This window comes from Streptomyces sp. NPDC008121 (assembly GCF_042957155.1).
Taxonomy (GTDB): Bacteria; Actinomycetota; Actinomycetes; order Streptomycetales; family Streptomycetaceae; genus Streptomyces.
Genome location: NZ_JBIBHT010000008.1, coordinates 240943 through 264364, shown reverse-complemented (window position 1 = coordinate 264364; position 23422 = coordinate 240943). Strand labels below are relative to the sequence as shown.

Sequence of the window (23422 nt, the reverse complement as noted above, 5' to 3'; positions counted from 1 at the left end):
GAGAACAAGACCCGCGGAGGCCCCGATGTCACGTCCCGCCGCTCACCCCCCGGCGCTGCCCCCCGCTTTCCACGACATCGCCAAGCGGGTCAACAACTGGGGGCGTTGGGGTCCGCAGGACGAGGTGGGGACGCTCAACCTGATCACCGACGCGGTGGTGCGGGAGGCGGTCCTGTCGGTCCGGTCGGGCCAGCGGATACCGCTGGCCCTCGATCTGAAGCAGGACGGCGTGCAGACCGGCATGATCCCGGGCCGGGTGAACCCGCTGCACGTCATGGTCCAGGTCAATCAGGAGCTGTTCGGGCCGGGTACGGTCGCGACCAGCGACGACGCCGTGACGTTCGGGCTGCAGGCGGCCACCCACTGGGACGCGCTGACCCATGTCTCGCATTCGGGCCGGATCTACAACGGCCGCCCGGCGGCGACGATCACCCCGCACGGCCGCTCCGAGTTCAGCGGCATCCACACGGCCCGGCACGTCGTCAGCCGGGGCGTGCTGCTGGACGTGGCCTCCGCCAAGGGGGTGGACCGGCTGCCGGGCGATCACGCGGTGACGCCGGAGGATCTGGACGAGGCGGCGGAGTTCGGGCGGGTGTCCGTGCGGTCCGGCGACATCGTGCTGGTGCGCACGGGCCAGATGCGGTCGTATCTGGCCGGGGACAGGCACGGCTACGCCTTTCCGTCCCCGGGGCTGTCGATCCGTACGCCGGAGTGGTTCCACGCCCGCGACGTGGCGGCCGTCGCCAACGACACGCTCACCTTCGAGATCTTCCCGCCGGAGATCGAGGATCTCTGGCTGCCGGTGCACGCCCTCGACCTGGTGGAGATGGGCATGCTCCAGGGCCAGAACTGGAATCTGGAAAGTCTGTCCACAGCCTGTGCACAGAGCGGCCGCTACGCCTTCCTGCTCTCCGCGATGCCCGAGCCCTTCGTGGGCGGTACGGGCACGCCGGTGGCCCCGGTCGCGATCCTCTGACGCCGGGGCCCGACGGGCATGACCGTGCGGTCAGTAATGCGCCACGGAGACCTGGGCGGGCGGCCCGGCGGGGGGTGTGACGGCCGGTGCGGCCGTCGGTGCTCCCCGGTCGATCTCGCACCAGATGGATTTCCCGGCGCCCTCGGGCTGCCAGCCCCACCGGTCGGCGAGGCCGTCGACCAGCTCGAGGCCGCGGCCGTTGGTGTCCTCGCCTTCGGCGTGGCGGGGGCGGGGCGGGCGGTCGCTCCGGTCGGCGACCTCCACCCGTACCGTCCCCGCCTCCGGACAGCCCGCGCCGAACAGCATGCGCAGCACGGCCGGACAGCCGGTGTGCACCACGGCGTTGGTGACGAGCTCGGAGATGAGCAGCACCAGCGTGTCGGCGAGCGGCTCGTCGTCCCCTATGCCCGATCCGGCGAGCCTCGAACGGGCCCATCGCCGGGCGCGCCCCACCTCGGCCGGGTCGGGCCCGACCTCCAACTGAACCTGAAGCACCTGCACCGCTCACACCATCCGAACCGGCGGACACATCGCCTCGCGCCTCACAACAGCCATCGACGCCCTGACGGAACGTGATTTCCTTGCGAGACAGCATGGTTGACGTACAGTCACCGCAACAAGCGCTTCGGGCATATTCCAGCGCGAAGGAGTACGCATGGCCCATACTGTGCGACGCGCGCTGCGGGTAGTCGAACAGGGGCGCGTACGGCGCCTCCAGGGGGCGCGAGCGGCAGGCATTCCGGGCGCCGGAGCCGCCGCACGGGCAACACCGGGACGAACCGGGAGCACAACCACTCGCATCCCACGGAGGGTACCGGAGCGGCGCCCCGACTCCGGGCCGTGACGGCCCGCCCGAAGGACACAACCCGATATCGACGCTCCGTGAGCGCGCGGGGTCACCACGGCGACAGGTGCGCCGCCTCCGCCTCCTCGGCGACGGCCCTGGGCATCCACCGCCGGGCCCGCACCCAGGCCCGCTTCAGATGCAGATGGACGTCGGACTCCCAGGTGAAGCCCATGCCGCCGTGCACCTGGAGGCAGTCGCGGGCGCAGTCCACGGCCGCCTCGTCGGCGAGGAGCTTGGCCCCGGCGATCTCGACGGGGTCGCCGGTCACGGCGGCGGCGTAGACGGCGGCGCGGGCGACCTCGGTCCGTACGAGCATGCCCGCGCACAGGTGCTTGACGGCCTGGAAGGCGCCGATGGGCCGGCCGAACTGTTCCCGGGTCCGCGCGTACGCCACGGCGGTCTCGGTGGTCCGCGCCGCGCTCCCGAGCTGCTCGGCGGCGGTGAGGAGCGCGGCGGTCAGTCGCCCTTCCCCCGCCGCCCCGGCGGTCCCCGGCAGGCGGTGCAGCGGCGTCAGCGGGTCCACCGACCGCACGGGCCGGGCGCCCCCGACGTCGCCCCGGACCACGTCCGCCGCGTCCAGCCACTCCACCAGCGGCCCGTCGGGGGCCGTCACCACCACCTCGCCCTCGGCGGCGCCCGCCACCTCCCCCGCCGCCAGGTGGGTCGCCACCAGCGGGCCCGGCAGCAGCGCCCGCCCCGCCTCCTCGAAGGCCAGCACCGCCTCCGGCAGCCCCAGGCCGACGCCGCCGTCCGCCTCCGGCACCCGCAGCGCGAAGAACCCGGCGGCTCCCAGCTCCCGCCACAGCGCCCGGTCCAGGCGGCCGGGGGTCTCGGCCGCCGCCCGCAGCGCGTCGCGGTCGAAACGGCGCTCCAGAAGCTCGCGTACGCCCTTCCTGAGCGCCTGCTGGTCGTCCGTCAGCCGGAAGTCCACGTGCCGCTCACCGTCCCTTCGGCAGGCCGAGGATGCGCTCGGCGACGATGTTGCGCTGGATCTGGGAGGTGCCGGCGGCGATCGTGTACGAGAGCGAGGACAGCCGGTCCTGGGTCCACTCGTGCCCGAGGTCGAGGGCGTCCGGGCCGAGGACGGCGGCGGCCGTGTCGTACAGCTCCTGGCGGGCGTGGGAGTACCGCAGTTTGAAGACGGAGCCGCCCATCCCCGGCACTCCGCCCGTCGCCTCCGCCTCGCTGACGTTCCACTGGGTCAGCCGCCACAGGGCCCGGAACTCGGCGGCGAGCCTGCCGAGCGCCCGCCGGACCGCCGGGTCGTCCCAGGTGCCGTTGGAGCGGGCGGTGCGGGCCAGTTCGCCGAGGACCCGGCGGCAGGCGACGACCTCGCCGACGAACGCGGTGCCGCGCTCGAAGGAGAGGGTCACCATCGTCACGCGCCAGCCGTCGTTCTCCTCGCCGACCCGGTGGGAGACGGGGATCCGCACCTCGTCGAGGAACATCTCGGCGAACTCGGCCGAGCCGGCGAGCGTCCGCAGCGGCCGGACGGTGATCCCGGGCGTGTCCATGGGCATGGCCAGCCAGCTGATGCCCCGGTGCTTCCCGGCGTCCGGGTCCGACGAGGTCCGCACGAGCAGCTCGCACCAGTCGGCGACCTCCGCGTGCGAGGTCCAGATCTTGGATCCGGAGACGACGTAGTGGTCGCCGTCCCGGACGGCGCGGGTCCGCAGGGAGGCGAGGTCGGAGCCGGCGTCCGGCTCGCTGAACCCCTGGCACCACACCTCGTCGCCGCGCAGCACGGGCGGGAGCCAGCGCTCGCGCTGTTCCGGCGTCCCCTCGGCGGCGATGGTCGGCCCGGCGTGCAGGAGCCCGACGAAGTTGGCGCCGACGTAGGGCGCGCCGGCCAGCTCGGTCTCCTCCAGGAAGATCAGCAGCCGGGTCGGCGGGGCGTCCCAGCGCACGTCCGCGTAGCCCGCCTCGTACAGCCGCCGCTGCCAGCCGCAGTCGTAGGCGCGCCGGCCCGGCCAGTCCAGCGGGTCGGGCCTGGGCGGCAGGGTGGGCAGGACGGCGGTGAGCCACGCCCGCAGCCGCGCCCGGAACTCCTCCTCCTCGGCGGTGTACGTCAGGTCCATCAGACGAGGTCCAGGCCCAGCATCCGGATCGCGTTGCCGCGCATGAGCTTGTACACGGTCTCGTCGTCGAGCCCCTTGACGTGGTCGAGGGCGACGTCCTTGGTGTGCGGGAAGGTGGAGTCGACGTGGGGGTAGTCGGTCTCGAAGGTGGCGTTGTCCCGGCCGACGACGTCGAGCGAGGCGATGCCGTGCTTGTCGCGGAAGAAGCAGCAGAAGATCTGCCGGTAGTAGTACGTGGAGGGCGGCTCGGGGACCAGGTCGCGCACCCCACCCCACGCGCGGTGCTCCTCCCAGACGTCGTCGGCGCGTTCGAGGGCGTACGGGATCCAGCCCATCTGGCCCTCGCTGTAGGCGAGCTTCAGCGCCGGGAACTTCACCAGGACGCCGCTGAAGAGGAAGTCCATCATCGAGGCCATGGCGTTGTTGAAGCTCAGGGCGGCCTGGACGGCGGGCGGGGCGTCGGGGGAGGCGGCCGGCATCTGCGAGGACGAGCCGATGTGCATGTTGACGACCGTGCCGGTCTCCTGGCAGACGGCGAAGAAGGGGTCCCAGTAGCCGGAGTGGATCGACGGCAGTCCGAGGTGGGTGGGGATCTCGGAGAAGGTCACCGCTCTGACCCCGCGGGCGGCGTTGCGCCGGATCTCGGCGACGGCCAGGTCGATGTCCCAGAGCGGGATGATGCAGAGCGGGATGAGCCGGCCGCCGCTGTCGCCGCACCACTCCTCGACCATCCAGTCGTTGTAGGCGCGCACGCAGGCGAGGGCGACCTCCTTGTCGTGGGCCTCGGCGAAGGTCTGGCCGCAGAAGCGCGGGAAGGTCGGGAAGCACAGGGACGCCTCGACGTGGTTGAGGTCCATGTCCTTGAGCCGCTCGGCCGGGTCCCAGCAGCCGGGGCGCATCTCGGCGCGGGTGATGCCCTCCAGCGTCATGTCGTCGCGGTCGAATCCGACGGCGGCGATGTTGCGCTTGTACGGGAACCTCAGGTCCTCGTAGACCCACCAGTCGGTCGGCGGGCCGTCGGGGTCCATGGTGATCCGGTACTTGCCGCCGACGTAGGCCAGCTCCCCGATCCCGGCGGTCAGGGGCTTCGGTCCGCGGTCGCGGTACTTGGCGGGGAGCCAGGTCTCGAAGAGGTGCGCGGGTTCGATCACGTGGTCGTCGACGCTGATGATGCGGGGCAGTTCGGTCATGGACCCACTCCCATTTCTGATGACCCGTCAGATACCGTCGGCTCTCAGGCTAGCTCCGCACCCCTGGACCGACAAGGAGCGGGCCTCTACGCTCTCCGCACCATCTGACGCTTCGTCAGGTTCAGCCGAGACCGAGGAGGCGCCGTGACCGACACCACCCACGCCCCGGACGAGACCGCCACCGCGCACGCGCTGGGCGGCTCGCGCACCCTGTGGGAGCTGGTCGAACGGCGGGCCGGCCGCACCCCCGACCGGCCCGTCCTGCTCCAGGGCGAGCGGTCCCTCACCTTCGGCGGACTGCGCGACCGCGCCGAGCGGTGCGCCGCCGGCCTGTACGCCATGGGCGTCCGCCCCGGCACCGTCGTCGCCTGGCAGCTGCCCACCCGCATCGAGACCGCGGTGCTCACCTTCGCCCTGGCCCGCCTCGGCGCCGTGCAGTCGCCGGTCATCCCCTTCTACCGCGACCGCGAGGTCGGTTTCGCGCTGCGCGAGTCGAAGGCCGAGTTCTTCGCCGTGCCCGGGGTGTGGCGCGGCTTCGACCACACGGAGATGGCCCGCCGGCTCGGCGCACGCGGCGTCTTCGAGGCGTACGACTCCCTGCCCGACGGCGACCCCGCCGTCCTGCCGCCGCCGCCCGCCGAGGGGGCCTCGGTCCGCTGGATCTACTGGACCTCGGGCACCACCTCCGACCCCAAGGGCGTGCTGCACACCGACCGTTCCCTGATCGCGGGCGGCTCCTGCCTCGCCCACGCGCTGCACCTCACCCCCGAGGACGTGGGTTCGATGGCCTTCCCGTACGCCCATATCGCCGGGCCCGACTACACGGTGATGCTCCTGCTGTACGGCTTTCCCGCGGTGATGTTCGAACAGTTCGCGCTCCCCGACGCGCTGGAGGAGTACCGCGCGCACGGCGTGACCGTGGCGGGCGGGTCCACCGCCTTCTACTCGATGTTCCTGGCCGAGCAGCGCAAGCGGCCCGGGGAGCCGCTCATCCCGACCCTGCGGCTGCTCGCGGGCGGCGGCGCGCCGAAGCCGCCGGAGGTCTACCACGCGGTGGTGCGGGAGATGGGCTGCGAGCTCACCCACGGGTACGGCATGACCGAGGTCCCGATGATCACCATGGGGTCGCCGGACGACACCGCCGAGAACCTGGCGACCACGGAGGGGCGGCCGCCCGCGGGCATGGAGATACGCATCGCCGACGACGGCGGGGTCCGGCTCCGCGGCGAGGCGGTCTGCCAGGGCTATCTGGACCCGGCGCAGACCGCGGCCGCCTTCGACGAGGACGGCTTCCTGATCACGGGCGACGTGGGCCACCTGACGCCGAGCGGGCACCTGGTCCTCACCGGCCGGATCAAGGACATCATCATCCGCAAGGGAGAGAACATCTCCGCCAAGGAGATCGAGGACCTGCTGCACCGGCACCCGGCCGTCGGCGACGCCGCCGTCGTCGGCCTGCCGGACGCCGAACGCGGCGAGCGGGTCTGCGCGGTGATCGAACAGCCGCCCGGGGCGGGCCCGCTGACCCTGGCGTCGGTGACGGACTTCCTGCGCGCGCAGGGCCTCTCCGTCCACAAGCTGCCGGAGCAACTGGAGGTGGTGGAGGCCCTGCCCCGCAACGAGACCCTGCGGAAGGTCCTCAAGTACAAGCTGCGCGAACGGTACACCTGAGCCGGCGGCCCCGCTCAGGCCCGCCCCCCTGCCGACACGCCTCGCGGGCCGGGCCTCCGCACTCGCCCGATCCCTAGACTCCTGAACCACCGGTCGAGCACGTCGGCTCTCCAGCATGGCGGGGATGTGCGCGCTCGGCCCGATCCCTTGTCGCCCCGACGCCGACAGGACAGCGCCGCACTCCGGACACGGGCCCCCTCCGCAGCCGACCGGGGCGCCGCGACGATTCGCTATCCCTCCCGGCGGGAACGGCGGCCGGCCTCCTTGTCGGCCTGCTCCAACGCCCGGCAGTAGAGGCACGGCGTGTGCTCGTCATCCGTACCCCTGTGGGCGTCCGCCCCGGAGCAGTTCGAACGCTCGGCACGCACTCCGGAGACGTACTCGTCGCATTCGTATGAACGCTTCTTCATGTGTTGCAAACAGACAGACCCGAACCCAAGCGACGGGCCGTCGCGCCCCGGAACGCAATAGGGGCACGCCTGCCCCCGGGGCACCATAGAGTCATAGGTCGGTCACACAGGGTTTAGGGCATCCGGATTCGGCCGGCTCCTCGCTCTCGCCGTTGTGGGGCGCACCACCGCCGGTGTGAACGACAGGTCCGCGGCGGGGGCTTCGGGCTTGCGCTTTCCGTTGCGGCAACTTCTACGGTCATGTGTGTGGCCGGAGAGACCGGCCCGGCGAGGGAGGCACCGGCAGTGGTTTGGCCTATCGCGGAGGTGGCGCGGATGTCCAAGGTGACCTCGCGGACGCTGCGGCACTACGACGAGATCGGCCTGCTGCCGCCCGCGCGGATCGGGAGCAACGGGCACCGCTACTACGAGGAGGCCGATCTGCTGCGGTTGCAGCAGATCCTGCTGATGCGGGAGCTGGGCCTGGGGCTGCGCGAGATCCAGACGGTCCTGGACCGCCGGCTCGACCAGGTGACTGTGCTCCGTGAGCACCACCGACGGCTGCTCGCGGAGCGGGATCGGCTGGAGACGCTGGCCCGTACGGTCGGCCGCACCATCGCCGAACTGGAAGAAGGCAAGGGCAAGGGCGATATGACGAAGATCAACAAGCCGGAGAACCTGTTCGAGGGATTCCAGGCCCCCTCCGCGGCAGAGGCCGAGGTACGGGAGCGGTGGCCGCAGGCATGGGAGCAGTCCCGGCAGGCCGTCGATGCGATGACCTCCGAGGAGATGGAGCGCTGGCAACGTGAGGTGACGGCGCAGATGATCCGTATGGCGGAGTTCATGATGGCCGGCACGCCGGTGTCCGACCCTGCGGTTCAGGACGAGGTGGACGCCAACTACCAGGGCATCTGCCGGTTCTGGACCCCGACCGCGGCCGCGTACAAGGGTGTGGGCCAGACCTATGTCGACGACCCGCGGATGCGGGCCAACTTCGACAAGATCGCCGACGGTCTCGCCGTCTACCAGCGCGATGCGATGGCTGTGTACGCCGACAACCGGCTGAGTTGACCGCACGCGGCTCAAGGCTGTTCGGCGGGTCATGGGCGCAGCCGGAGGCGAACGGCTGCGACGCTCACGGTGCCGCACCTTCCGGAGAACGTGAGCCGGGGCGGCAGTGGACGCGTCATCACCGACCCGCCGAACACCCACCGGAACGATCTCGCCACTCGCCGGTCACATGACCCGTCGGACACGACCTAGGCCTCGCGGACCTCCGTCATGAAGTAGCGGGCGAAGGCGGTCACGGCCGCCTCCTCGTCGATCTTGCCCGCGTCGTCGGCCGGCAGCGAACGGGCGCTCAGGGACGCCGCCGACTGCTCGATGCCGAGCGCCCGCAGCGCCCGTTCCACGTCGTCCCTGGTGGGGGCGATGGCCAACAGGGCGTGCAGGAAGGGCCGGGCGATCTCGGCGAAGCGTTCGGGGTGGTCGTGCAGGCGCTTGATCGCGCCGCCGACGAACTCCTGCTGGCTCACCCGCTGGTCGCCGTCGACGTCGGCGATCCCCGCCATGCCCTGCCAGAACGCCTCGGCGCCGGTGACCAGCGCCTGGCCCTTGTCACAGCGGAAGGAGGTGTCGAACTCCGTCAGGAGGCGTTTCGCCGCCGTGTTGAAGTCCTCGCGGGAGATGGTCCCGTCACCGTCCTGATCGAACGCGGCGAAGCGGGAGGCGATACGGCGCTGGTAGAGCTGCTCGGATTCCATGGGCTCCATGTGCGGACCTTACGACGCGGAGGCGCCCTATGCCGAGAGGGGCGGAGCGGTCAGGCGCCGCCCGGAGGACGACTGCGGGGGTACGGAGGCGGTCTGACCGGCGAGGGAGTCCACGGGAAGCGGGCGGGCGCGCTCGTCGACCGCGTCGGCGGTGTCGGCGTACACGTCGAAGAGCCGCCGGACGCCCAGCGCGGCCAGCACCCGGTTGACGTGCGAGCCCTCCAGGTCGCCGCGCGCGGGGAGCACCATCCGCAGCCGGCCGCCGCAGGAACGCATCAGCCGGCGGGAGGCGATGAGGACGCCGACCCCGCTGGAGTCGCAGAACTCGACGCCGGACAGGTCGAGGACGACGTGGTGGCGGCCGACCGCGACGGCCGCGTGCACGCGTCTGCGGACCACAGGGGACGTCACCAGGTCGAGTTCCCCCTGGACCCGCAGCACGGTCCAGGGGCCCTGCTCGTCTTCGTCGACGGTGAGCGTCACGCGGCGCGCCCTTCAAGCGGAGGGAGTCGTTCCTGTCCCCTCCCGCTGCCCGCTCTCGTCGCACTGAAACCCATCGTGCACGGAATGACGCTTTCCTTACCATCCAGGGCCGGTCCGGGGGGCGCACTTGTCGCAAAGGGGGGTGTGTGCCGGTGCGGCGCATTACTTTGGACGGTGAACTCGGGTCGGGAGGGCGCCGAAGAGCTCCGGAGGGCTTCGTATGGCGAAGGACACACCACCGCGCTGGGACCGCAGGATGCAGCAGCGGCTCGCGCGCGGTGAGGCGGCCGCGCTCGGCGAGCTGTACGACCGGTTCGCCTCCCTGGTGCACAGCCTCGCCCACCGGGTGCTGGACGACGACGACGCGGCGGACCAGGTCACCCGGGAGGTCTTCGGCTACGTCTGGGAGAACCCCGACGCCTACGACCCGAAGCAGGGCAACCTCCGTTCCTGGGTCGCCAAGCTCACCCAGCGGCAGGCCGTGCACCGGCTGCGGCAGAACGAGGCGACGGCGTTCGCGGAGACCGGCGAGGGCTCGGCGGAGGAGCTGGAGCAGAAGGTGCGGCGGGCCTCGGTCGCGGCTCGCGCGGACTACATCGTGACGTCGATGCCGGCGCCGCTGCGGGCCGCGCTGGAACTGGCCTATTTCCAGCGGCGCGACTATCGCCAGACGGCGGCCGACCTCGGTGTCACGGAGGACGAGGCGCGGCGCCGGCTGCGGCTCGGACTGCAGTTGCTGTCCACGGCGAACACCCGCCCGCTGGAGAACTCCTCACCGCCCGGCTACGGACGTTCGCTGTGAACGACGCGAACGGCGACCCGGACGAGGTCGCGCGCGCTCCCCGCATACCCGGGCCGCGCTGGGCCCCGGACGACCACGCGGACCTCTCCGCGCCCCCGGCGCCCGCGTCGAAGCCGGAGCCGGAGCCGGAACCGGAGTCGATGCGGGACCCGGAGCCGCTGCCCGGCCCCGACGCGGTGACGGCGTCCGACCCGGCGCCCGCTCCCCCGCCCGAGCCGGTGACGTCGCCCGTGGCCGAGCCCGCGCCCGTGCCGCCCGCCGCGCCCCCGACCCATGCCGTGCTCAAGTCCCTGCTCGGGGCCTGGGCACTCTCCGCGTGTTCCCCGGAGGAGACCCAGGCCGTCGAGGACCACCTGACCGAGTGCGCCCCCTGCGCGGACGAGGCGCTGCGGCTGCGGGACGCCGTCGGCCTGCTGCACGCCGAGCGGGACCTGGACCTCGACCCGCTGCTGCGCTCCCGGGTCCTGGAGAACTGCCTGGGCCGCCGCCCCGCCCGTATCCCGGTGCCCGCCTGGGCGACCCCGTACGACGCGGAGACCGCCCGCCTCGACGCGCTGCTGCGGGACATCGGCGAGTCGGAGTGGCACGCCCCGGTGCGGCTGAAGTGGTTCGACGGCGAGCGCCCGGCCCGGCGCAAGACGACCGTCGCCGGGGTGATCGGGCATCTGCTGACCGTGGACGGCCTGGTCTCGACGGCGCTCGGCCTGGACGACCCGCTGGGCGCCGACGCACCGGAACAGGCCCCCACGGCGCGCACGGAGGCGTACTGGCAGGGCTCGTACCATCCGCCGACGCGCAAGGTCCGCGAGCCGTGGCGGGAGCAGAGCCACACGCTGATCCGCACGGTGTCCTTCGCCGGGCGGGGCGTCGCCGACATGACCGTCACCTACGGCGACTTCGCGCTGCCGCTGCGGGACTCGCTGCTGGAGCGGGCCTTCGAATGCTGGGTGCACGCCGACGACATCGCCAACGCGGTGGCGTATCCGTACGAACCGCCCAGCGGCCCGCACCTGCACGACATGATCGACCTGGCGGCCCGGCTGCTTCCGGCCGCCCTCGCGGGACGCCGTCGCGCGGGCCTGGCCTCACCGCCCCGCCATCTGGTCGCGGCGGGCGCCCCCGGCCGCTCGCTCCATCTGGAGGTCGAGGGCTCGGGCGGCGGCCACTGGTACATAGCCCTGGACTCCCCGGCGGCCGTCGGCTCCCCGGACCACGCGGTGGCCCAGGTGGCCATGGACGGGGTCGAGTTCTGCCAGCTCGTCGCGGGCCACGTGCCTCCGGAGGAGGCGGCGGCCGGTCAGGACGGCGACCGGGAGGCGATCAGGGACGTCCTCTTCGCGGCGGCGTCACTGAGCAGGCTGTAGGGCGTGTGCCGAGAACCCCGTCCGGCAGGGACCGCCCGGCCGCCCGGGCCGCGAGACGTCAGGCGAAGACGACCGTGCGGCGGCCGTTGAGGAGGATGCGCCGCTCGGCATGCCACTTCACGGCGCGGGCCAGGGCCTGGCACTCCACGTCGCGGCCGACCGCCACCAGCTGGTCCGGGGTGACCTCGTGGCCCACCCGCTCGACCTCCTGCTCGATGATCGGCCCCTCGTCGAGATCGGCCGTCACGTAGTGCGCCGTCGCGCCGATCAGCTTCACCCCGCGCGTGTGCGCCTGGTGGTAGGGCTTCGCGCCCTTGAAGCTCGGCAGGAAGGAGTGGTGGATGTTGATGATCCGGCCGGAGAGCTGCTTGCACAGGTCGTCGGAGAGCACCTGCATGTACCGGGCGAGGACGACCAGCTCCACCCGCTCGGAGCGGACCAGCTCCAGCAGCTCCGCCTCCGCCTCCGGCTTGTTCTCCTTGGTGACCGGAATGTGCCGGAACGGAATCTCGTACGAGCTCACCAGCTCGGCGAAGTCGGTGTGGTTGGAGACGACCGCCACGATCTCGACGGGCAGCGCCCCGATCCGCGAGCGGAACAGCAGGTCGTTGAGGCAGTGACCGAACTTCGACACCATGAGCACGACCCGCATGCGCTCGTTGGCGCGGTTGATGTGCCAGTCCATCGTGAACGCGTCGCCCACCGCCGCGAAGCTCGCCCGCAGCTTGTCCACCGTGACCGGCGCCTCCGCCGAGAAGTGGACGCGCATGAAGAAGAGACCCGTGTCCCGGTCTCCGAACTGCTGACTGTCCTCGATGTTGCAGCCGGTGATGAAGAGGTAGCTCGACACGGCGTGCACGATGCCCTGTTTGTCGGGGCAGGAGAGAGTGAGGACGTACTGGTCGGTCATCCCGCTAGCCTGCCACACGGCGCGGGCCCGTCAGGGACGGCGTCCGTCAGGCGGAACGCGTCATGATGCGCAGGACGTCCAGGGAGCGGGGCGGCTCGTCCGGGTCCTCGCCGTCCGCCGACGCCATCCGCACGTGTGCCTCGCGGGCGGCCCGGACCGCCTCCGGCCAGCCGTGGTGCTCCATGTACGCCGAGACCGGCGCGTCGGGGCCCACCTGGTGCATGATCCGCAGCACGCGCAGCACGGCGACGTCCACCAGGGCGGCCTCGCCCGAGTCGCGGAAGATCGTCCCGACGTACTTCTCGGCGGACCAGTTGTCCAGCCAGGTGTCCTCGACCAGGCGGTAGACGGCGTCGGTGACGTCGCCGTACCCCTCGTGGCCGGCCAGCCAGGTCGTCTCGTGGAACCCGGGGTCGGAGAGCATGTGCAGCGCCGAGCGCACGTTACTGCGCCAGCGCCACCAGGGCATGTCGTTGAGCGGCATGCCGCCCATGGTGGGGGAGCGACGGCCGCGACGGGAAGAGTTCACCGAACCGGAGACAGGACTGGACACCTTTCGATCGTACGTTCCCCATTCCTGACGGCCGACCGGCCCCCGTAATTCACCTTCGCGTCACCCACCGTTGAACCATGCTCACTCCCGCGTTACCCGTGAGGCGGAAATGTGCATGCCCATGACCGGTAGGCGACTGACCTCACTCCTCGCGTACGTCACGACGGCGACGGCAGGCGCGGCACTGCTCGCCGGCTGCGGCGTGATCCCTGGGGCCACGGGGGGCTCCAGGGAGCCCGTCACCGTGATGACCTGGGCACCCGACGGCACCCGGGCCACCAACATGCCCGGCATGCCCGCCATGGCGCAGGCCTACGCCCGCTGGATCAACTCCACGGGCGGCATCGACGGCCACGAGCTGCGCATCCTCACCTGCAACGAACAGAACACCTCCGCCGGCGCCGCCGCCTGCGCCCGCCGGGCGGTCCGCGAGGACGTCGTCGCCGTCGTCGGCTCCTACAGCCAGAACGGCCGGGGCTTCATGGCCCCCCTGGAGGCGGCGGGCATCCCGTACGTCGGGGGCTACGGCATCTCCGAGGACGAGTTCACCAGCCCGCTCTCCTATCCGGTCAACGGCGGCCAGGCCTCCCTCATGGCCGGCCACGGCATGCAGCTCGCCGAGTCCTGCCGCAAGGTCTCCCTCGTCCGGCCCGACACCATCGCCGGCGACAAGCTGCCCGCCCTCCTCGACTCCGGGCTCCGCACCTCCCGGCACGGCGGGGCCACCGACATCCCGGCCCTGGAGGACGCCGCCGAGTACACCCAGCAGGCCGGCCGCGCCCGCAGCAAGGCCGGGCGGGAGGACGGCTGCGTGGCCGCCGTCCTGGGCGAGCGCACCCAGACCTTCTTCGACTCCTTCCGCCGCCTGCCCGCGAACGGGAGCCCGGCCACGGAGGACGGCGGGGACGGCGGGGGCGACGCGAAGAAGACTTCCGGGGTACGGATCTCCTCGGTCCTCGGCAGCGTCAGCCAGCCGGTCATCGACCGCACGGGCGGCGCCCGCAGCCCCTTCGAGGGCGCGTACGTCACCGGCTGGTACCCGGAGGCGGACGACCCGCGCTGGGAGCCCATGCGCAAGGTCATCCAGGAGCACGCCTTCGCCGACAACCGCGTGGACCCCTCCGACGCGGGCGTCCAGACGACCTGGATCGCGTACACCGTCCTGAAGCAGGTGATCGAGTCCCTCGACACCGACTCCATCGAGGCGAGCGCCGTCTCGCACGCCCTCGACCAGGGCGTCCGGATCGACACCGGCGGCCTCACACCCGAACTGCGATGGCACTACGAGGACATGCTCGGCGCCCCCGGCTTCCCCCGGATCGTCAACCACGAGGTGACGTTCCAAGTGGTCCGCCAGGGGCGGCTCGTGGCACAGAAGCCCGGCTTCGTCGACGTCGGCGAGACCGTCCTCAGCGCTCCCTGAGCCCCCTTGCGGACGCGGACGTCCGGCCTCAGAGCTGGGTCGGGGTCCGCTGCGGCAGGCCGTACTTCGTGGCGGTCGGGTTCCACAGCCCGGCCGCCTCGCGCTTGGCGGTGGTGGCCTCGCCGCTCTTCTTGTTCGCCTCGGCCGTCCGGCTGGTGCTCCGGGCCTTGCCCCCCTTGCACGCCTTCTTGGCCTTCATCTGGACGGCCCAGGCGGCGTAGTGGTCGTCGGCGGAGGCCGACGCCTGCCACGCCTTGGTGAGGGCGGCGGTCAGCGCGGCGTTGTCCGGCAGCTTGTCGACGGACAGGCCCCCCAGGCGCGTCACCAGCTCCCGGCGCTGCGCGGCGGCGCCCCGCAGGTCGGTGGCGGCCTGGTCGAGGTTCTTGCACTGCTTGATGGACTCGACCGAGCGGATCACCGCGTCCCGGCTGTTGTTGCTGTCCGCGAGCAGCTTGTCGAGCGCCTGCGCCTGCGGTTCGGCGGGTTCGGCGGCCTTCTCGGTCGGGGCGGTGGTGGACGGGGCGCCCGTACCGGCGCTCGCGCTCTGGCCGGGCTTCTCGCCCTTGTCGTCGTCCCCGCCGCTGAGCAGCGCCCCGGCGCCCAGACCCACGACCGCGCAGCCGACGACGACGGCGGCGATCAGCGCGACCGGTGACTTCCGGCGCGGCGCGGGCTCGTCGTCGCCGTCGTAGTAGGCGTCCTGGAATCCGTAAGGCTGCGGCGGCCGCGGCCCCTGCGGCTGGTTCCCGTACGGAGGCTGGTGGTGCTGCGGGGGCTGGGGGGCCTGGTGGTGCGGCGGCTGCTGCGGCAGGTGCTGCGTCGAGTCGCTGCGGAAGAGGTTGTCGAACTCGGCGGGCGGCTGCCGCTCACCGGCGGGCTGCGACGGTACGGGAGCGATGTACTGCGTCGCGTCGGAGGCGCCGGCCGGCTGCCGGCTCAGCGGCCCGGTCCCCAGGAACTGGGTGTCGGAGCCGCCGCCCTGCCCGGTGACCGGCGGGATGTGCTGGGTCGCCTGCATGTCGTCGGCGGCCCCGGCCTGCGGATAGCCGTACCCGCCGGCCGCCTGCGCCTGCTGCGGGTAGCCGTAGCCGCCCTGCGGCGGAAGCGGCCCCGGCGCCTGCTGCCCGCGCGGGTCTCCCCCGGACGCCTGCGCCTGCTGCGGATAGCCGTAGCCGCCCTGCGGCGGAAGCGGCCCCGGCGCCTGCTGCCCGCGCGGGTCTCCCCCGGACGCCTGCGCCTGCTGCGGATAGCCGTACCCGCCCTGCGGCGGAAGCGGCCCGGACGACTGGTGCGGGTGCGCCCCGGGTATCGCCCCCGGCGCGGACCCCGGCCCCTGACCCTGCGCGGCGCCCGGCATCGGACCCGGCATCGGGCCCGGCCCGTGGCCCTGCCCGGGTGCCCCGCCCTGACCCTGCGCGGCGCCCGGCATCGGACCCGGCATGGGGCCCGGCTGCCCGCCGTGGGGCGGGAACGGGGCGATGTACTGCGTCGCCTGCATGTCCGCGGCCGCGCCCGGCACCGTCTCCGGCGGCAGCGGCTGCGCCGGGGGGAGAGGCTGCCCGCCGCCCGGACGGCCGCCGCCGGGACCCCAGGCACCGCCCCACGGCTGACCGCCGGCGGGGCCGGCGGCCGGGCCGCCCTCCGCGCCGCCTTCTGCGGGCAGCACGACACCTTCGTGCGCGGGCCGTACCGCCGGCGGATACTGCGGCTCCGGACCCTGTCCGCTTTGCGTCACCGGGACTCCTACTGATGGACCTACGGAATCGTCGGCTCACGCTACCGGGTGCGCCCAGCGGTCCGCACACGCGTGTGAAACCCGCTACAAAGCCCCCACGCGCGCCCGGGCCGCCGCACCGCCCGGGCCCTCGTGACCCCCGTCACGCGGCGAGCGTCTCCAGCCGCGCCCCGAACTCCCGTACCGCCGGCTCCCGGGCGAACGGCTCGAAGCGGTCCTTCAGATCGTCCAGATACTCCGCGCCCCGCGACGACCGCAGCGTGGCGAGCAGTTCCACCGCCCGCGAGCCCGTGTCGCAGGCCTGCTCCACCTCCCGGTGCTGCAGCTGCGCCGACGCCAGCAGCACCAGGCCGATCACCCGCCGCCGCGCCCGCGTCTCCGGATGCCCGCGCAGCGAGTCCTCCGCCGCCCGCGCCGCCTCCGCCGGCATCCCCAGGTCGCGGTAGCAGTGCGCCAGTTCGTCCGACAGATAGGCGTGGTCGAAGTGCGCGATCCACGCCGGGTCCTCGCCCGACTCCGGATCGGCCTGCTCCAGCGCGCGTACGGCACGCCCCGCCACCACCTCGAAGGAGCGGACGTCCCCGAGCAGCGCGTGCCCCCGGGCCTCCGCGGCGTAGAACATCGCCTCCGCCCTCGGCGTGACGTGCCCCCGCGCCCCTTCCTGCGCCGCCCGCGCCAACTGCGCGATCTCGCGCGGGTTGCCCAGGTCCGCCGCCAGGTGGCTCATCGAGGCCGCGAGGACATAGCCGCCGTAGCCGCGGTCGCCCGCCGCCTGCGCGAGCCGCAGCGCCTGGATGTAATAGCGCTGGGCCAGACCCGGCTGCCCGGTGTCCACGGCCATGTACCCGGCCAGTTCGGTGAGCCGCGCGACCGCCCCGAACAGCTCCCGGCCCACCGACTCGCGGTACGATCCCGAAAGCAGCCCGGACACCGCGCTGTTGAGGTAGTGCACCAGCACCGGCCGCACGTGCCCGCTGCCGAACCGCCGGTCCAGGTCGACCAGCGCGCTCGTCATGGCCCGGACCGCCGCCACGTCCGCCGACCCGACCCGCGCCCCCGCCGACCGGGCCACCTGCGCGTCCGCGCCGGTGATCAGCCAGTCCCGGCTCGGCTCGACCAGCGCGGAGGCCGCCACCGTCGAACCCGACAGGAAGTCCCGGCGCCCCACGTCGCTGCGCCACAGCTCGCAGACCTGCTCGATCGCGCCCAGCACGGTCGGCGCGAACTGCAGCCCCACACCGCCCGCGAGGTTCCGGCCGTTCGCCATCCCGATCTCGTCGATCGTGACCGTGCGTCCCAGCTTGCGGCCCAGCGCCTCGGCGATGACGCCGGGCGCCCGGCCGCGCGGCTGCTGCCCGCGCAGCCACCTCGCCACGGACGTCTTGTCGTACCTCAGGTCCAGGCCGCGTTCGGCCCCGACCATGTTGACTCTGCGGGCGAGGCCGGCGTTGGAACACCCGGCCTCCTGAATGAGCGCCTGCAGCCGTTCGTTCGGCTGACGGGCAACGAGTGGCCTGGCTGCCATGACAAACCCCCTGAGGCCGGTCGTGATCGGTGGCTCCGGTCGGTGATCGGTCGAACCCGACTGAAGTGAACTGATCACTGCCCGACGGATATCCGGTCAATGCCGATGTGAACACGCGAAACCGGACGCATCGGCCGCTCCCTCGCCGCCGCCGGCCCCCACCCTGGTTACCCCGCCCTCGCGCCCGGGCCTCACGCGCGCCCCCGCCCGTGCACCCATGCGCCCCGCGTGCAGGATCGATGCCCCGCACCGCTCTTGGGCCATGCCCGTAACTCCAGGTGACGGCGGCAGTTGTGTTCACCGTGGAAGAGACCATGGGAGTCACGGAAGCCGCACACATCCCCAAGCAGCGAGGCGAGCAGCTGCTGGACTGCGCCGTGCGGTACGCGGAAGAGCGGCACTGGGACGTGTTCCCCGGGACCTGGCTGGAAGCCGTCGAGGGCAGGGAGCGCTGCTCCTGCGGCGTCGACAGCTGCGTCTCGCCGGGCGCCCACCCGGCGAGGCCCGACTGGTCGACCCAGGCGACGGGCAGCGCCGTCGGGGCGCGGCGCATGTGGTCGAAGCAGCCGAAGGCGTCGATCCTGCTGCCGACCGGCCGTACCTTCGACGCGATCGACGTGCCCGAGGCGGCCGGTTTCCTCGCGCTGGCCCGGATGGAGCGCATGGAGCTCACGCTCGGCCCGGTGACCTGCACCCCCGACCGCCGGATGTTCTTCTTCGTCCTGCCCGGTGCCGCGACGAAGGTGCCGGACCTGGTGCGCAAGCTCGGCTGGGCCCCGACCTCGATCGACCTGCTCACGCGCGGCGAGGGCCACTACGTGGCGGCGCCGCCCACCCGGGTCGGCGGGCACGGCGCCGTGCAGTGGGCGCGGCGGCCGACCGCCGCCAACCGCTGGCTCCCCGACGCGGAGGAGCTGATCAGCCCCCTCGCGTACGCGTGTGGCCGGGAAGCGGCGGCGGCGAGGGACCGCAACGCTTGACCGGACGGCCAAGGAGCCGTCCCCGTAAGGTTGTCCCTCCATCGCACGGGGACGACCGAGGGGTTGACGGACCATGCCTGACCAGGCATTCGACGAAGCGTTCCACGCGGCGGGCGGCGCACCGGACACCGGTGCGACGCCCGCCGTCCGCGTCGAGGGGCTGTGGAAGCGTTTCGGCCAGCAGATCGCGGTGAACGGCGTCGATCTCGTCCTGCCCGCGGGGAAGTTCATCGGCCTCGTCGGACCGAACGGCGCGGGCAAGACGACCACCCTCTCGATGATCACCGGCCTGCTCCGTCCCGACCAGGGGCGCGTCCTGGTCGCCGGGCACGACGTCTGGGCCGATCCGGAGTCGGTGGCGCAGGTCAAGGCCCGGATCGGCATCCTGCCGGAGGGGCTGCGCCTCTTCGAGCGGCTGTCGGGGCGGGAACTCCTCGCGTACACCGGCCGGCTGCGCGGCCTGCCCGGCGCGGAGGTCGACAAGCGGGCCACCCAGCTGCTCGACGTCCTGGACCTGGCGGGCGCGCAGCACAAGCTGGTGGTGGACTACTCCACCGGTATGCGCAAGAAGATCGGTCTGGCGGCCGCGCTGCTGCACAACCCCGAGGTGCTCTTCCTGGACGAGCCGTTCGAGGGTGTCGACCCCGTCTCCGCGCAGACCATCCGGGGCGTCCTGGAGCGGTACACCGCGTCGGGCGCGACCGTCGTGTTCTCCAGCCACGTGATGGAGCTGGTGGAGTCGCTGTGCGACTGGGTCGCGGTGATGGCGGCCGGCCGCATCCGCGCGCAGGGCCCGCTCGCGGAGGTCCGCGGCGAGGCGCCTTCCCTGCAGGCCGCGTTCCTGGAGCTCGTCGGGGCGCAGGGCCGGGACACCGGCGAGTCGCTGGACTGGCTGGGCGGCGGCGCGATCCGGGACGCGGGTGCCGGTGGGACCGGTGGAGCCGGTGGGGCCGGGAAGGATCTCGGCGGCGGCAACGGCGCGGGCGGCAGCGGCGGTACGGGACGATGAGCGCCCCGACGGCCGCGCCGGCGGCCTCCGCCCCCTCCCCCTCCGCGCCCTCCCTCACCTCCGTCTTCGTCGGGCTCAAGCTGGCGCTGCTGCGCAACGGACTGCGCCAGTCGAGCGGACGCACCGCCGTGTTCGTCACCTCTGCCGTGTGCGCCGCGGTCTTCGCGGCCGCGATACTCCTGGCCTTCGTGCTGATGCGGGGCAACGCCGACGCCGACATCATCGCCGTGCTGCTCATCGGCGTGCTGGCGATCGCCTGGGCGGTGATGCCGCTGTTCGCGGCGGGCGGCGACGAGACGCTGGACCCCTCACGGCTCGTGATGCTGCCGCTGCGGCCCCGGCCGCTGGTCCGGGCGCTGCTCGTCTCCTCGCTGATCGGCATCGGTCCGGCGTTCACGCTGTGCATGGCGCTCGGCGCCGTCCTGGCCCTGGCGCGGGGCGCTGCGGGCGTGCTGGTCGCGGTGGTGGCCGTGCCGTTGACGGTACTGGTGTGCGTGGCGCTGGCGCGGGCGGTCGCGGCGGCCAACGTACGGCTGCTGACCTCGCGCAAGGGCCGTGATCTGGCGGTGCTGAGCGGTCTGCTGATCGCGGTGGGGATCCAGTTCGTCAACTTCGGGGCGCAGCAGCTCGGCAGGGCGGGGGGCCTGTCCTCGCTGGAGCCGGTCACGGCCGTCGTGAGCTGGCTGCCGCCCGCGTCGGCGGTCGCGGCCGTCGACGCGGCGTCCAGAGGCGACTACGGCGTCGCGGCGGGGCAGTCGGCCGTGACGGTCCTCGTCCTCTGCGCGCTCCTCGTGTGGTGGCAGCGGAGCCTGGTCACGCTGATGACGGCGCCGGACGGCTCGACGATCGGGGCGGCCGGCGGCGCGACCGCGGCGGACAAGGCCGGCCGGGGCCGCCTGGCGCGGCTGCTGCCCGGCGGCCGTACGGGCACGGTGATGGAGCGCGGCCTGCGCTACATGTGGCGGGACCCGAAGACGAAGGCGTCCTGGGTCTCCTCGCTGGCGGTCGGGGCGATCGTGCCGTTCCTCAACGCCGTCCAGGGCACGGGGTCGATCTACTTCGCCTGCTTCGCCACCGGGATGCTCGGCATCCAGATGTACAACCAGTTCGGGCAGGACACCTCGGCGTTCTGGATGGTCGCCCAGACGATCTCGACCCCGGCGGACGCCTACGCCGAGCTCCGCGCGCGTGCGCTGGCGCTGCTGCTGGTCACGCTCCCGTTCACGGTCCTGGTGACGGTGGGCACGGCGGCGCTCCTGGGCGACTGGTCGGCGCTGCCGGAGGGGCTGGGCCTCGCCCTGGCCCTGCTGGGCGCGATGACGGGGGCCGGGGCGTTCACCTCGGCGGCCTTCCCGTACTCGATCCCGCAGGACGGCGCCTTCAAGAGCGCGGCCCCGGGCCAGGGCGGCCTGGCCTGGATGTCGATCCTCGGCGGCATGGTCGCGGGGGCGCTGCTGTGCGGCCCGGTGATCGGGGCGACGATCTGGCTCCACGTCGCCGACCTGCACTCCTTCCTGTGGCTGCTGTTCCCGCTCGGCGCGGTCTACGGCGGGCTGCTGGTGTGGGCGGGCCTGCGGCTGGCGGCGCCGCGCACCGCGTACCGGCTGCCGGAGATTCTCACGGCGGTCAGCAAGGGCTGAGCCCCCTTCCGTGCGGGGTCGACCGGAGGGTTCCGGTCGACCCCGCACGTTCATGAGTGCTGCAAGACTGAACCAATTTCGCGTCACCGCAGGTCAGCGGTTTGTTCCTGGTTGTACCAATCCCGGCCTCACCCCTTCGGAGTAGTACCCGAACTGGTGTTGCACCCCTTTCGAGCTGCCCAGACGACCGATCGTTCAGTCGGTGACACGTGCACATCGCTGTATACGGCCGGAAACGGCCGGGCGATGTGCGATCACCCTTCGCGTCGACAAGACTCCGGACCGCAATCGCAACAACCCAAACCCTCCGAAGGGATCCATCCCGTGCGTTACCTCCGTAAAGCCGCTCTCTCCGCCGCCGTCGCCACTGGCCTCGCGCTCGTCGGAACGGCGACCACCGGCGTCGCCCACGCGGCGCCCGCCGCCCCCGCGGGTCTGTACCCGCCGTCGGCGCTGGTGCTGACGGTCGGTCACGGCGAGGACGCCGCCACGGCGTCCATCGCGAGGGCGGTCACCCTCAACTGCGCACCGCGCCCGAGCGGCACCCACCCGGCCCCGAAGGCCGCCTGTGCCGAGCTGGAGTCCGTCAACGGCGACCTGGCCGCGCTGACCACGATGTGGGGCGGCGGCAACACCCCCTGTACGCGCATCTGGGACCCGGTCACGGTGACCGGCGACGGCGTCTGGAAGGGCAAGCGGATCAGCTGGTCCGCCACCTACGGCAACGAGTGCGAGATGAACGCCGGCATGGCCCGCGGCACGGTCTTCTCGTTCTGACCGCCGCCTGACCCCGGCACCGGCAGGTGCCGCAGGCCGCCCGGCGCGCTCCCCAGGGCGTGTGCCGCCGCCTCCTCGACGAGCGTCCGCCAGGGTGCCCGGGGCGGGCCGCCGGGCCGGGAGCCCTGCCGGGCGGCCTGCTCCGTACGGCACCGGCGGCAGCGGGTCTCACCCCCGACCGGCCGGAAGACGTGATCGTCCCCCGGGCCGTCGCAGGAGACCAGCGCTCCCGGGGCGAGGGCTCCGGGAGCGTCCGGCGCTCCCGGGGCCCCCGGGGCTCCCAGGGCCTCCAGGGAGGCCGTGGGCGGCGGGGCGACCGGTGCGGGCAGCTTCTCGACCAGCCGGTAGCGCAGGAAGCCCACGGCCGAGCGGATGCCCGTGCGGGGCAGCGCGTGGGTCAGGGCGTGGCACAGATCGGCGGCGGACACCCCGCGCCGCAGCCACTCCGCCGCCGCCTCGGCGAGACCGCGCGCTTCCCGGGCACCGAGGTGCAGATCCCGGTTGCGGTGGCGGAGCGACAGCAACAGCCGCTCGGCCTCGACGACTTCGGGGTCGGGGGCGGGGTCGGGGCATTCCGGCGCGGGTCCGGCGCTCGGCTCCGCGCCGGGCTCCGCGCCGGGTGCCGCCGCTTGTGGCTCCGCCTCAGGCGCCGGTGCCGGATCAGGCGTCGGGTCAGGCGCCGGCTCCGGATCTACGGCAGGCTCCGGGCTCGGCCCGAGATCCGGCTCCGGATCCGTGACGGGATCCGGGGCCGGCTCCGGGGCCGGGTCGGGTGCCGTCGGCGCCGGGTCCGGCCTTTCGGGAGGGGGGTGGGGAAGGTTCTTCTTCTCTTGGTCTTTCTCTTCTGTAGGAGAGCAGCCGACACGCGGGACATCCGGGGAACCGACCGTCGGCGAAACGCCGGTCGGTGGCCGGCCGTCGCGGACGGCGTTCGCCTCCTCACGCGTGAGGGTGACGTTGGTGAACAACTGATCCGTGAACCAATGCCCGCGCGCGCCCTGCCACTTCCACTGGTGGAAGTAACCGCAGGCGATCAGGCACTTTTTCGCCCGCTTGAAGGCGCAGGGCTTCAGATTCAGCGCAGTGGCATGCTCGCTGAGGGGCTTGTCGGCGTCGCTCTCGGGCAGGCCCTGCATGTAGAGGACCAGAAGCTTGGCTTCCACGTTGAGACGCGGATGGCGCACGACATCGTTCGAGGCCTTGGTGTAGGAGCGAACGGGCGCGATAACATGCCGAAGCATTTCGGGTACTCCTTCGAAGTACTCGCGGTGAAGGTCCTCGGATGGTGTTGGCGCACC

At 72.7% G+C, this 23422-nt stretch carries 20 protein-coding genes and 1 pseudogene; 10 read left to right on the top strand and 11 right to left on the bottom strand.

Annotated elements, in window-relative coordinates:
- The first annotated feature begins 25 nt into the window (after window positions 1-25).
- The gene (locus ACFZBD_RS26255) at window positions 26-976 is read left to right on the top strand and encodes a cyclase family protein (protein WP_391143928.1); all 951 of its coding nucleotides are present in this window, start codon (window positions 26-28) and stop codon (window positions 974-976) included.
- Window positions 977-1006: 30 nt separating this feature from the next.
- On the opposite strand, the gene ACFZBD_RS26250 is transcribed toward ACFZBD_RS26255, so the two are convergent.
- The 4 genes from ACFZBD_RS26250 to ACFZBD_RS26235 form a co-directional block, all read right to left on the bottom strand.
- On the bottom strand, window positions 1007-1477 hold the full coding sequence (locus ACFZBD_RS26250; RefSeq protein WP_391143926.1) for an ATP-binding protein: 471 nt from the start codon (window positions 1475-1477) through the stop codon (window positions 1007-1009).
- A 395-nt stretch (window positions 1478-1872) separates the two neighbouring features.
- Window positions 1873-2754 carry an acyl-CoA dehydrogenase family protein gene (locus ACFZBD_RS26245; RefSeq protein ID WP_391143924.1) on the bottom strand — a complete coding sequence of 294 codons (882 nt, stop codon included), beginning with the start codon at window positions 2752-2754 and terminating at the stop codon, window positions 1873-1875.
- Window positions 2755-2761: 7 nt separating this feature from the next.
- The gene (locus tag ACFZBD_RS26240) at window positions 2762-3901 is read right to left on the bottom strand and encodes an acyl-CoA dehydrogenase family protein (RefSeq protein WP_391143921.1); all 1140 of its coding nucleotides are present in this window, start codon (window positions 3899-3901) and stop codon (window positions 2762-2764) included.
- Window positions 3901-5091, bottom strand: a complete 1191-nt coding sequence (locus ACFZBD_RS26235) for an amidohydrolase family protein (protein ID WP_391143918.1) — start codon at window positions 5089-5091, stop codon at window positions 3901-3903. The genes ACFZBD_RS26240 and ACFZBD_RS26235 overlap by 1 nt, the downstream gene beginning before the upstream one ends.
- Before the next feature lie 144 nt (window positions 5092-5235).
- Here ACFZBD_RS26235 and ACFZBD_RS26230 point away from each other — a divergent pair, with 144 nt between their 5' ends.
- Complete coding sequence (locus tag ACFZBD_RS26230) at window positions 5236-6762, top strand: AMP-binding protein (protein WP_391143916.1); 1527 nt, start codon at window positions 5236-5238, stop codon at window positions 6760-6762.
- Between the two features lie 695 nt (window positions 6763-7457).
- Complete coding sequence (locus tag ACFZBD_RS26225; protein WP_391143913.1) at window positions 7458-8222, top strand: TipAS antibiotic-recognition domain-containing protein; 765 nt, start codon at window positions 7458-7460, stop codon at window positions 8220-8222.
- Between the two features lie 188 nt (window positions 8223-8410).
- Here the strand turns inward: ACFZBD_RS26225 and ACFZBD_RS26220 are convergent, their stop codons facing one another.
- Window positions 8411-8914 (bottom strand): EF-hand domain-containing protein, encoded by a 504-nt coding sequence (locus ACFZBD_RS26220; RefSeq protein WP_391144389.1) that lies wholly within the window; start codon window positions 8912-8914, stop codon window positions 8411-8413.
- A 126-nt stretch (window positions 8915-9040) separates the two neighbouring features.
- A pseudogene (locus ACFZBD_RS26215) lies at window positions 9041-9406 on the bottom strand (STAS domain-containing protein); the annotation flags it as partial.
- A gap of 220 nt (window positions 9407-9626) precedes the next feature.
- On the opposite strand from ACFZBD_RS26215, the gene ACFZBD_RS26210 reads away from it, so the two are divergent.
- Both ACFZBD_RS26210 and ACFZBD_RS26205 read left to right on the top strand, forming a co-directional pair.
- Complete coding sequence (locus ACFZBD_RS26210) at window positions 9627-10208, top strand: sigma-70 family RNA polymerase sigma factor (RefSeq protein ID WP_391143911.1); 582 nt, start codon at window positions 9627-9629, stop codon at window positions 10206-10208.
- Window positions 10205-11572, top strand: coding sequence for a zf-HC2 domain-containing protein (locus ACFZBD_RS26205; protein ID WP_391143908.1), 1368 nt, complete (start codon window positions 10205-10207; stop codon window positions 11570-11572). Before ACFZBD_RS26210 ends, ACFZBD_RS26205 begins: the two co-directional genes overlap by 4 nt.
- A gap of 58 nt (window positions 11573-11630) precedes the next feature.
- Here the strand turns inward: ACFZBD_RS26205 and purU are convergent, their stop codons facing one another.
- Both purU and ACFZBD_RS26195 read right to left on the bottom strand, forming a co-directional pair.
- The gene (gene purU, locus ACFZBD_RS26200; RefSeq protein WP_391143905.1) at window positions 11631-12482 is read right to left on the bottom strand and encodes a formyltetrahydrofolate deformylase; all 852 of its coding nucleotides are present in this window, start codon (window positions 12480-12482) and stop codon (window positions 11631-11633) included.
- A 46-nt stretch (window positions 12483-12528) separates the two neighbouring features.
- The gene (locus ACFZBD_RS26195; RefSeq protein ID WP_391144386.1) at window positions 12529-12975 is read right to left on the bottom strand and encodes a hypothetical protein; all 447 of its coding nucleotides are present in this window, start codon (window positions 12973-12975) and stop codon (window positions 12529-12531) included.
- A gap of 181 nt (window positions 12976-13156) precedes the next feature.
- Here ACFZBD_RS26195 and ACFZBD_RS26190 point away from each other — a divergent pair, with 181 nt between their 5' ends.
- Window positions 13157-14458 (top strand): ABC transporter substrate-binding protein, encoded by a 1302-nt coding sequence (locus ACFZBD_RS26190; protein ID WP_391143902.1) that lies wholly within the window; start codon window positions 13157-13159, stop codon window positions 14456-14458.
- Between the two features lie 28 nt (window positions 14459-14486).
- Here the strand turns inward: ACFZBD_RS26190 and ACFZBD_RS26185 are convergent, their stop codons facing one another.
- Both ACFZBD_RS26185 and ACFZBD_RS26180 read right to left on the bottom strand, forming a co-directional pair.
- Window positions 14487-16193 carry a hypothetical protein gene (locus ACFZBD_RS26185; RefSeq protein ID WP_391143900.1) on the bottom strand — a complete coding sequence of 569 codons (1707 nt, stop codon included), beginning with the start codon at window positions 16191-16193 and terminating at the stop codon, window positions 14487-14489.
- Window positions 16194-16335: 142 nt separating this feature from the next.
- Window positions 16336-17718, bottom strand: a complete 1383-nt coding sequence (locus ACFZBD_RS26180) for a transcriptional regulator (RefSeq protein ID WP_391143897.1) — start codon at window positions 17716-17718, stop codon at window positions 16336-16338.
- A gap of 293 nt (window positions 17719-18011) precedes the next feature.
- On the opposite strand from ACFZBD_RS26180, the gene ACFZBD_RS26175 reads away from it, so the two are divergent.
- The 4 genes from ACFZBD_RS26175 (at window position 18012) to ACFZBD_RS26160 (ending at window position 22124) form a co-directional block, all read left to right on the top strand.
- On the top strand, window positions 18012-18698 hold the full coding sequence (locus ACFZBD_RS26175) for a bifunctional DNA primase/polymerase (protein WP_391143896.1): 687 nt from the start codon (window positions 18012-18014) through the stop codon (window positions 18696-18698).
- Window positions 18699-18771: 73 nt separating this feature from the next.
- Window positions 18772-19707 carry an ATP-binding cassette domain-containing protein gene (locus ACFZBD_RS26170; protein ID WP_391143894.1) on the top strand — a complete coding sequence of 312 codons (936 nt, stop codon included), beginning with the start codon at window positions 18772-18774 and terminating at the stop codon, window positions 19705-19707.
- Window positions 19704-21347, top strand: a complete 1644-nt coding sequence (locus ACFZBD_RS26165; protein WP_391143892.1) for a transporter — start codon at window positions 19704-19706, stop codon at window positions 21345-21347. The genes ACFZBD_RS26170 and ACFZBD_RS26165 overlap by 4 nt, the downstream gene beginning before the upstream one ends.
- Window positions 21348-21671: 324 nt before the next feature.
- Window positions 21672-22124 carry an SSI family serine proteinase inhibitor gene (locus ACFZBD_RS26160; protein WP_391143889.1) on the top strand — a complete coding sequence of 151 codons (453 nt, stop codon included), beginning with the start codon at window positions 21672-21674 and terminating at the stop codon, window positions 22122-22124.
- Here the strand turns inward: ACFZBD_RS26160 and ACFZBD_RS26155 are convergent.
- Window positions 22064-23365 carry a hypothetical protein gene (locus tag ACFZBD_RS26155; RefSeq protein WP_391143887.1) on the bottom strand — a complete coding sequence of 434 codons (1302 nt, stop codon included), beginning with the start codon at window positions 23363-23365 and terminating at the stop codon, window positions 22064-22066. The two genes, ACFZBD_RS26160 and ACFZBD_RS26155, sit on opposite strands and share 61 nt — an antisense overlap.
- Between the last annotated feature and the right edge of the window lie 57 nt (window positions 23366-23422).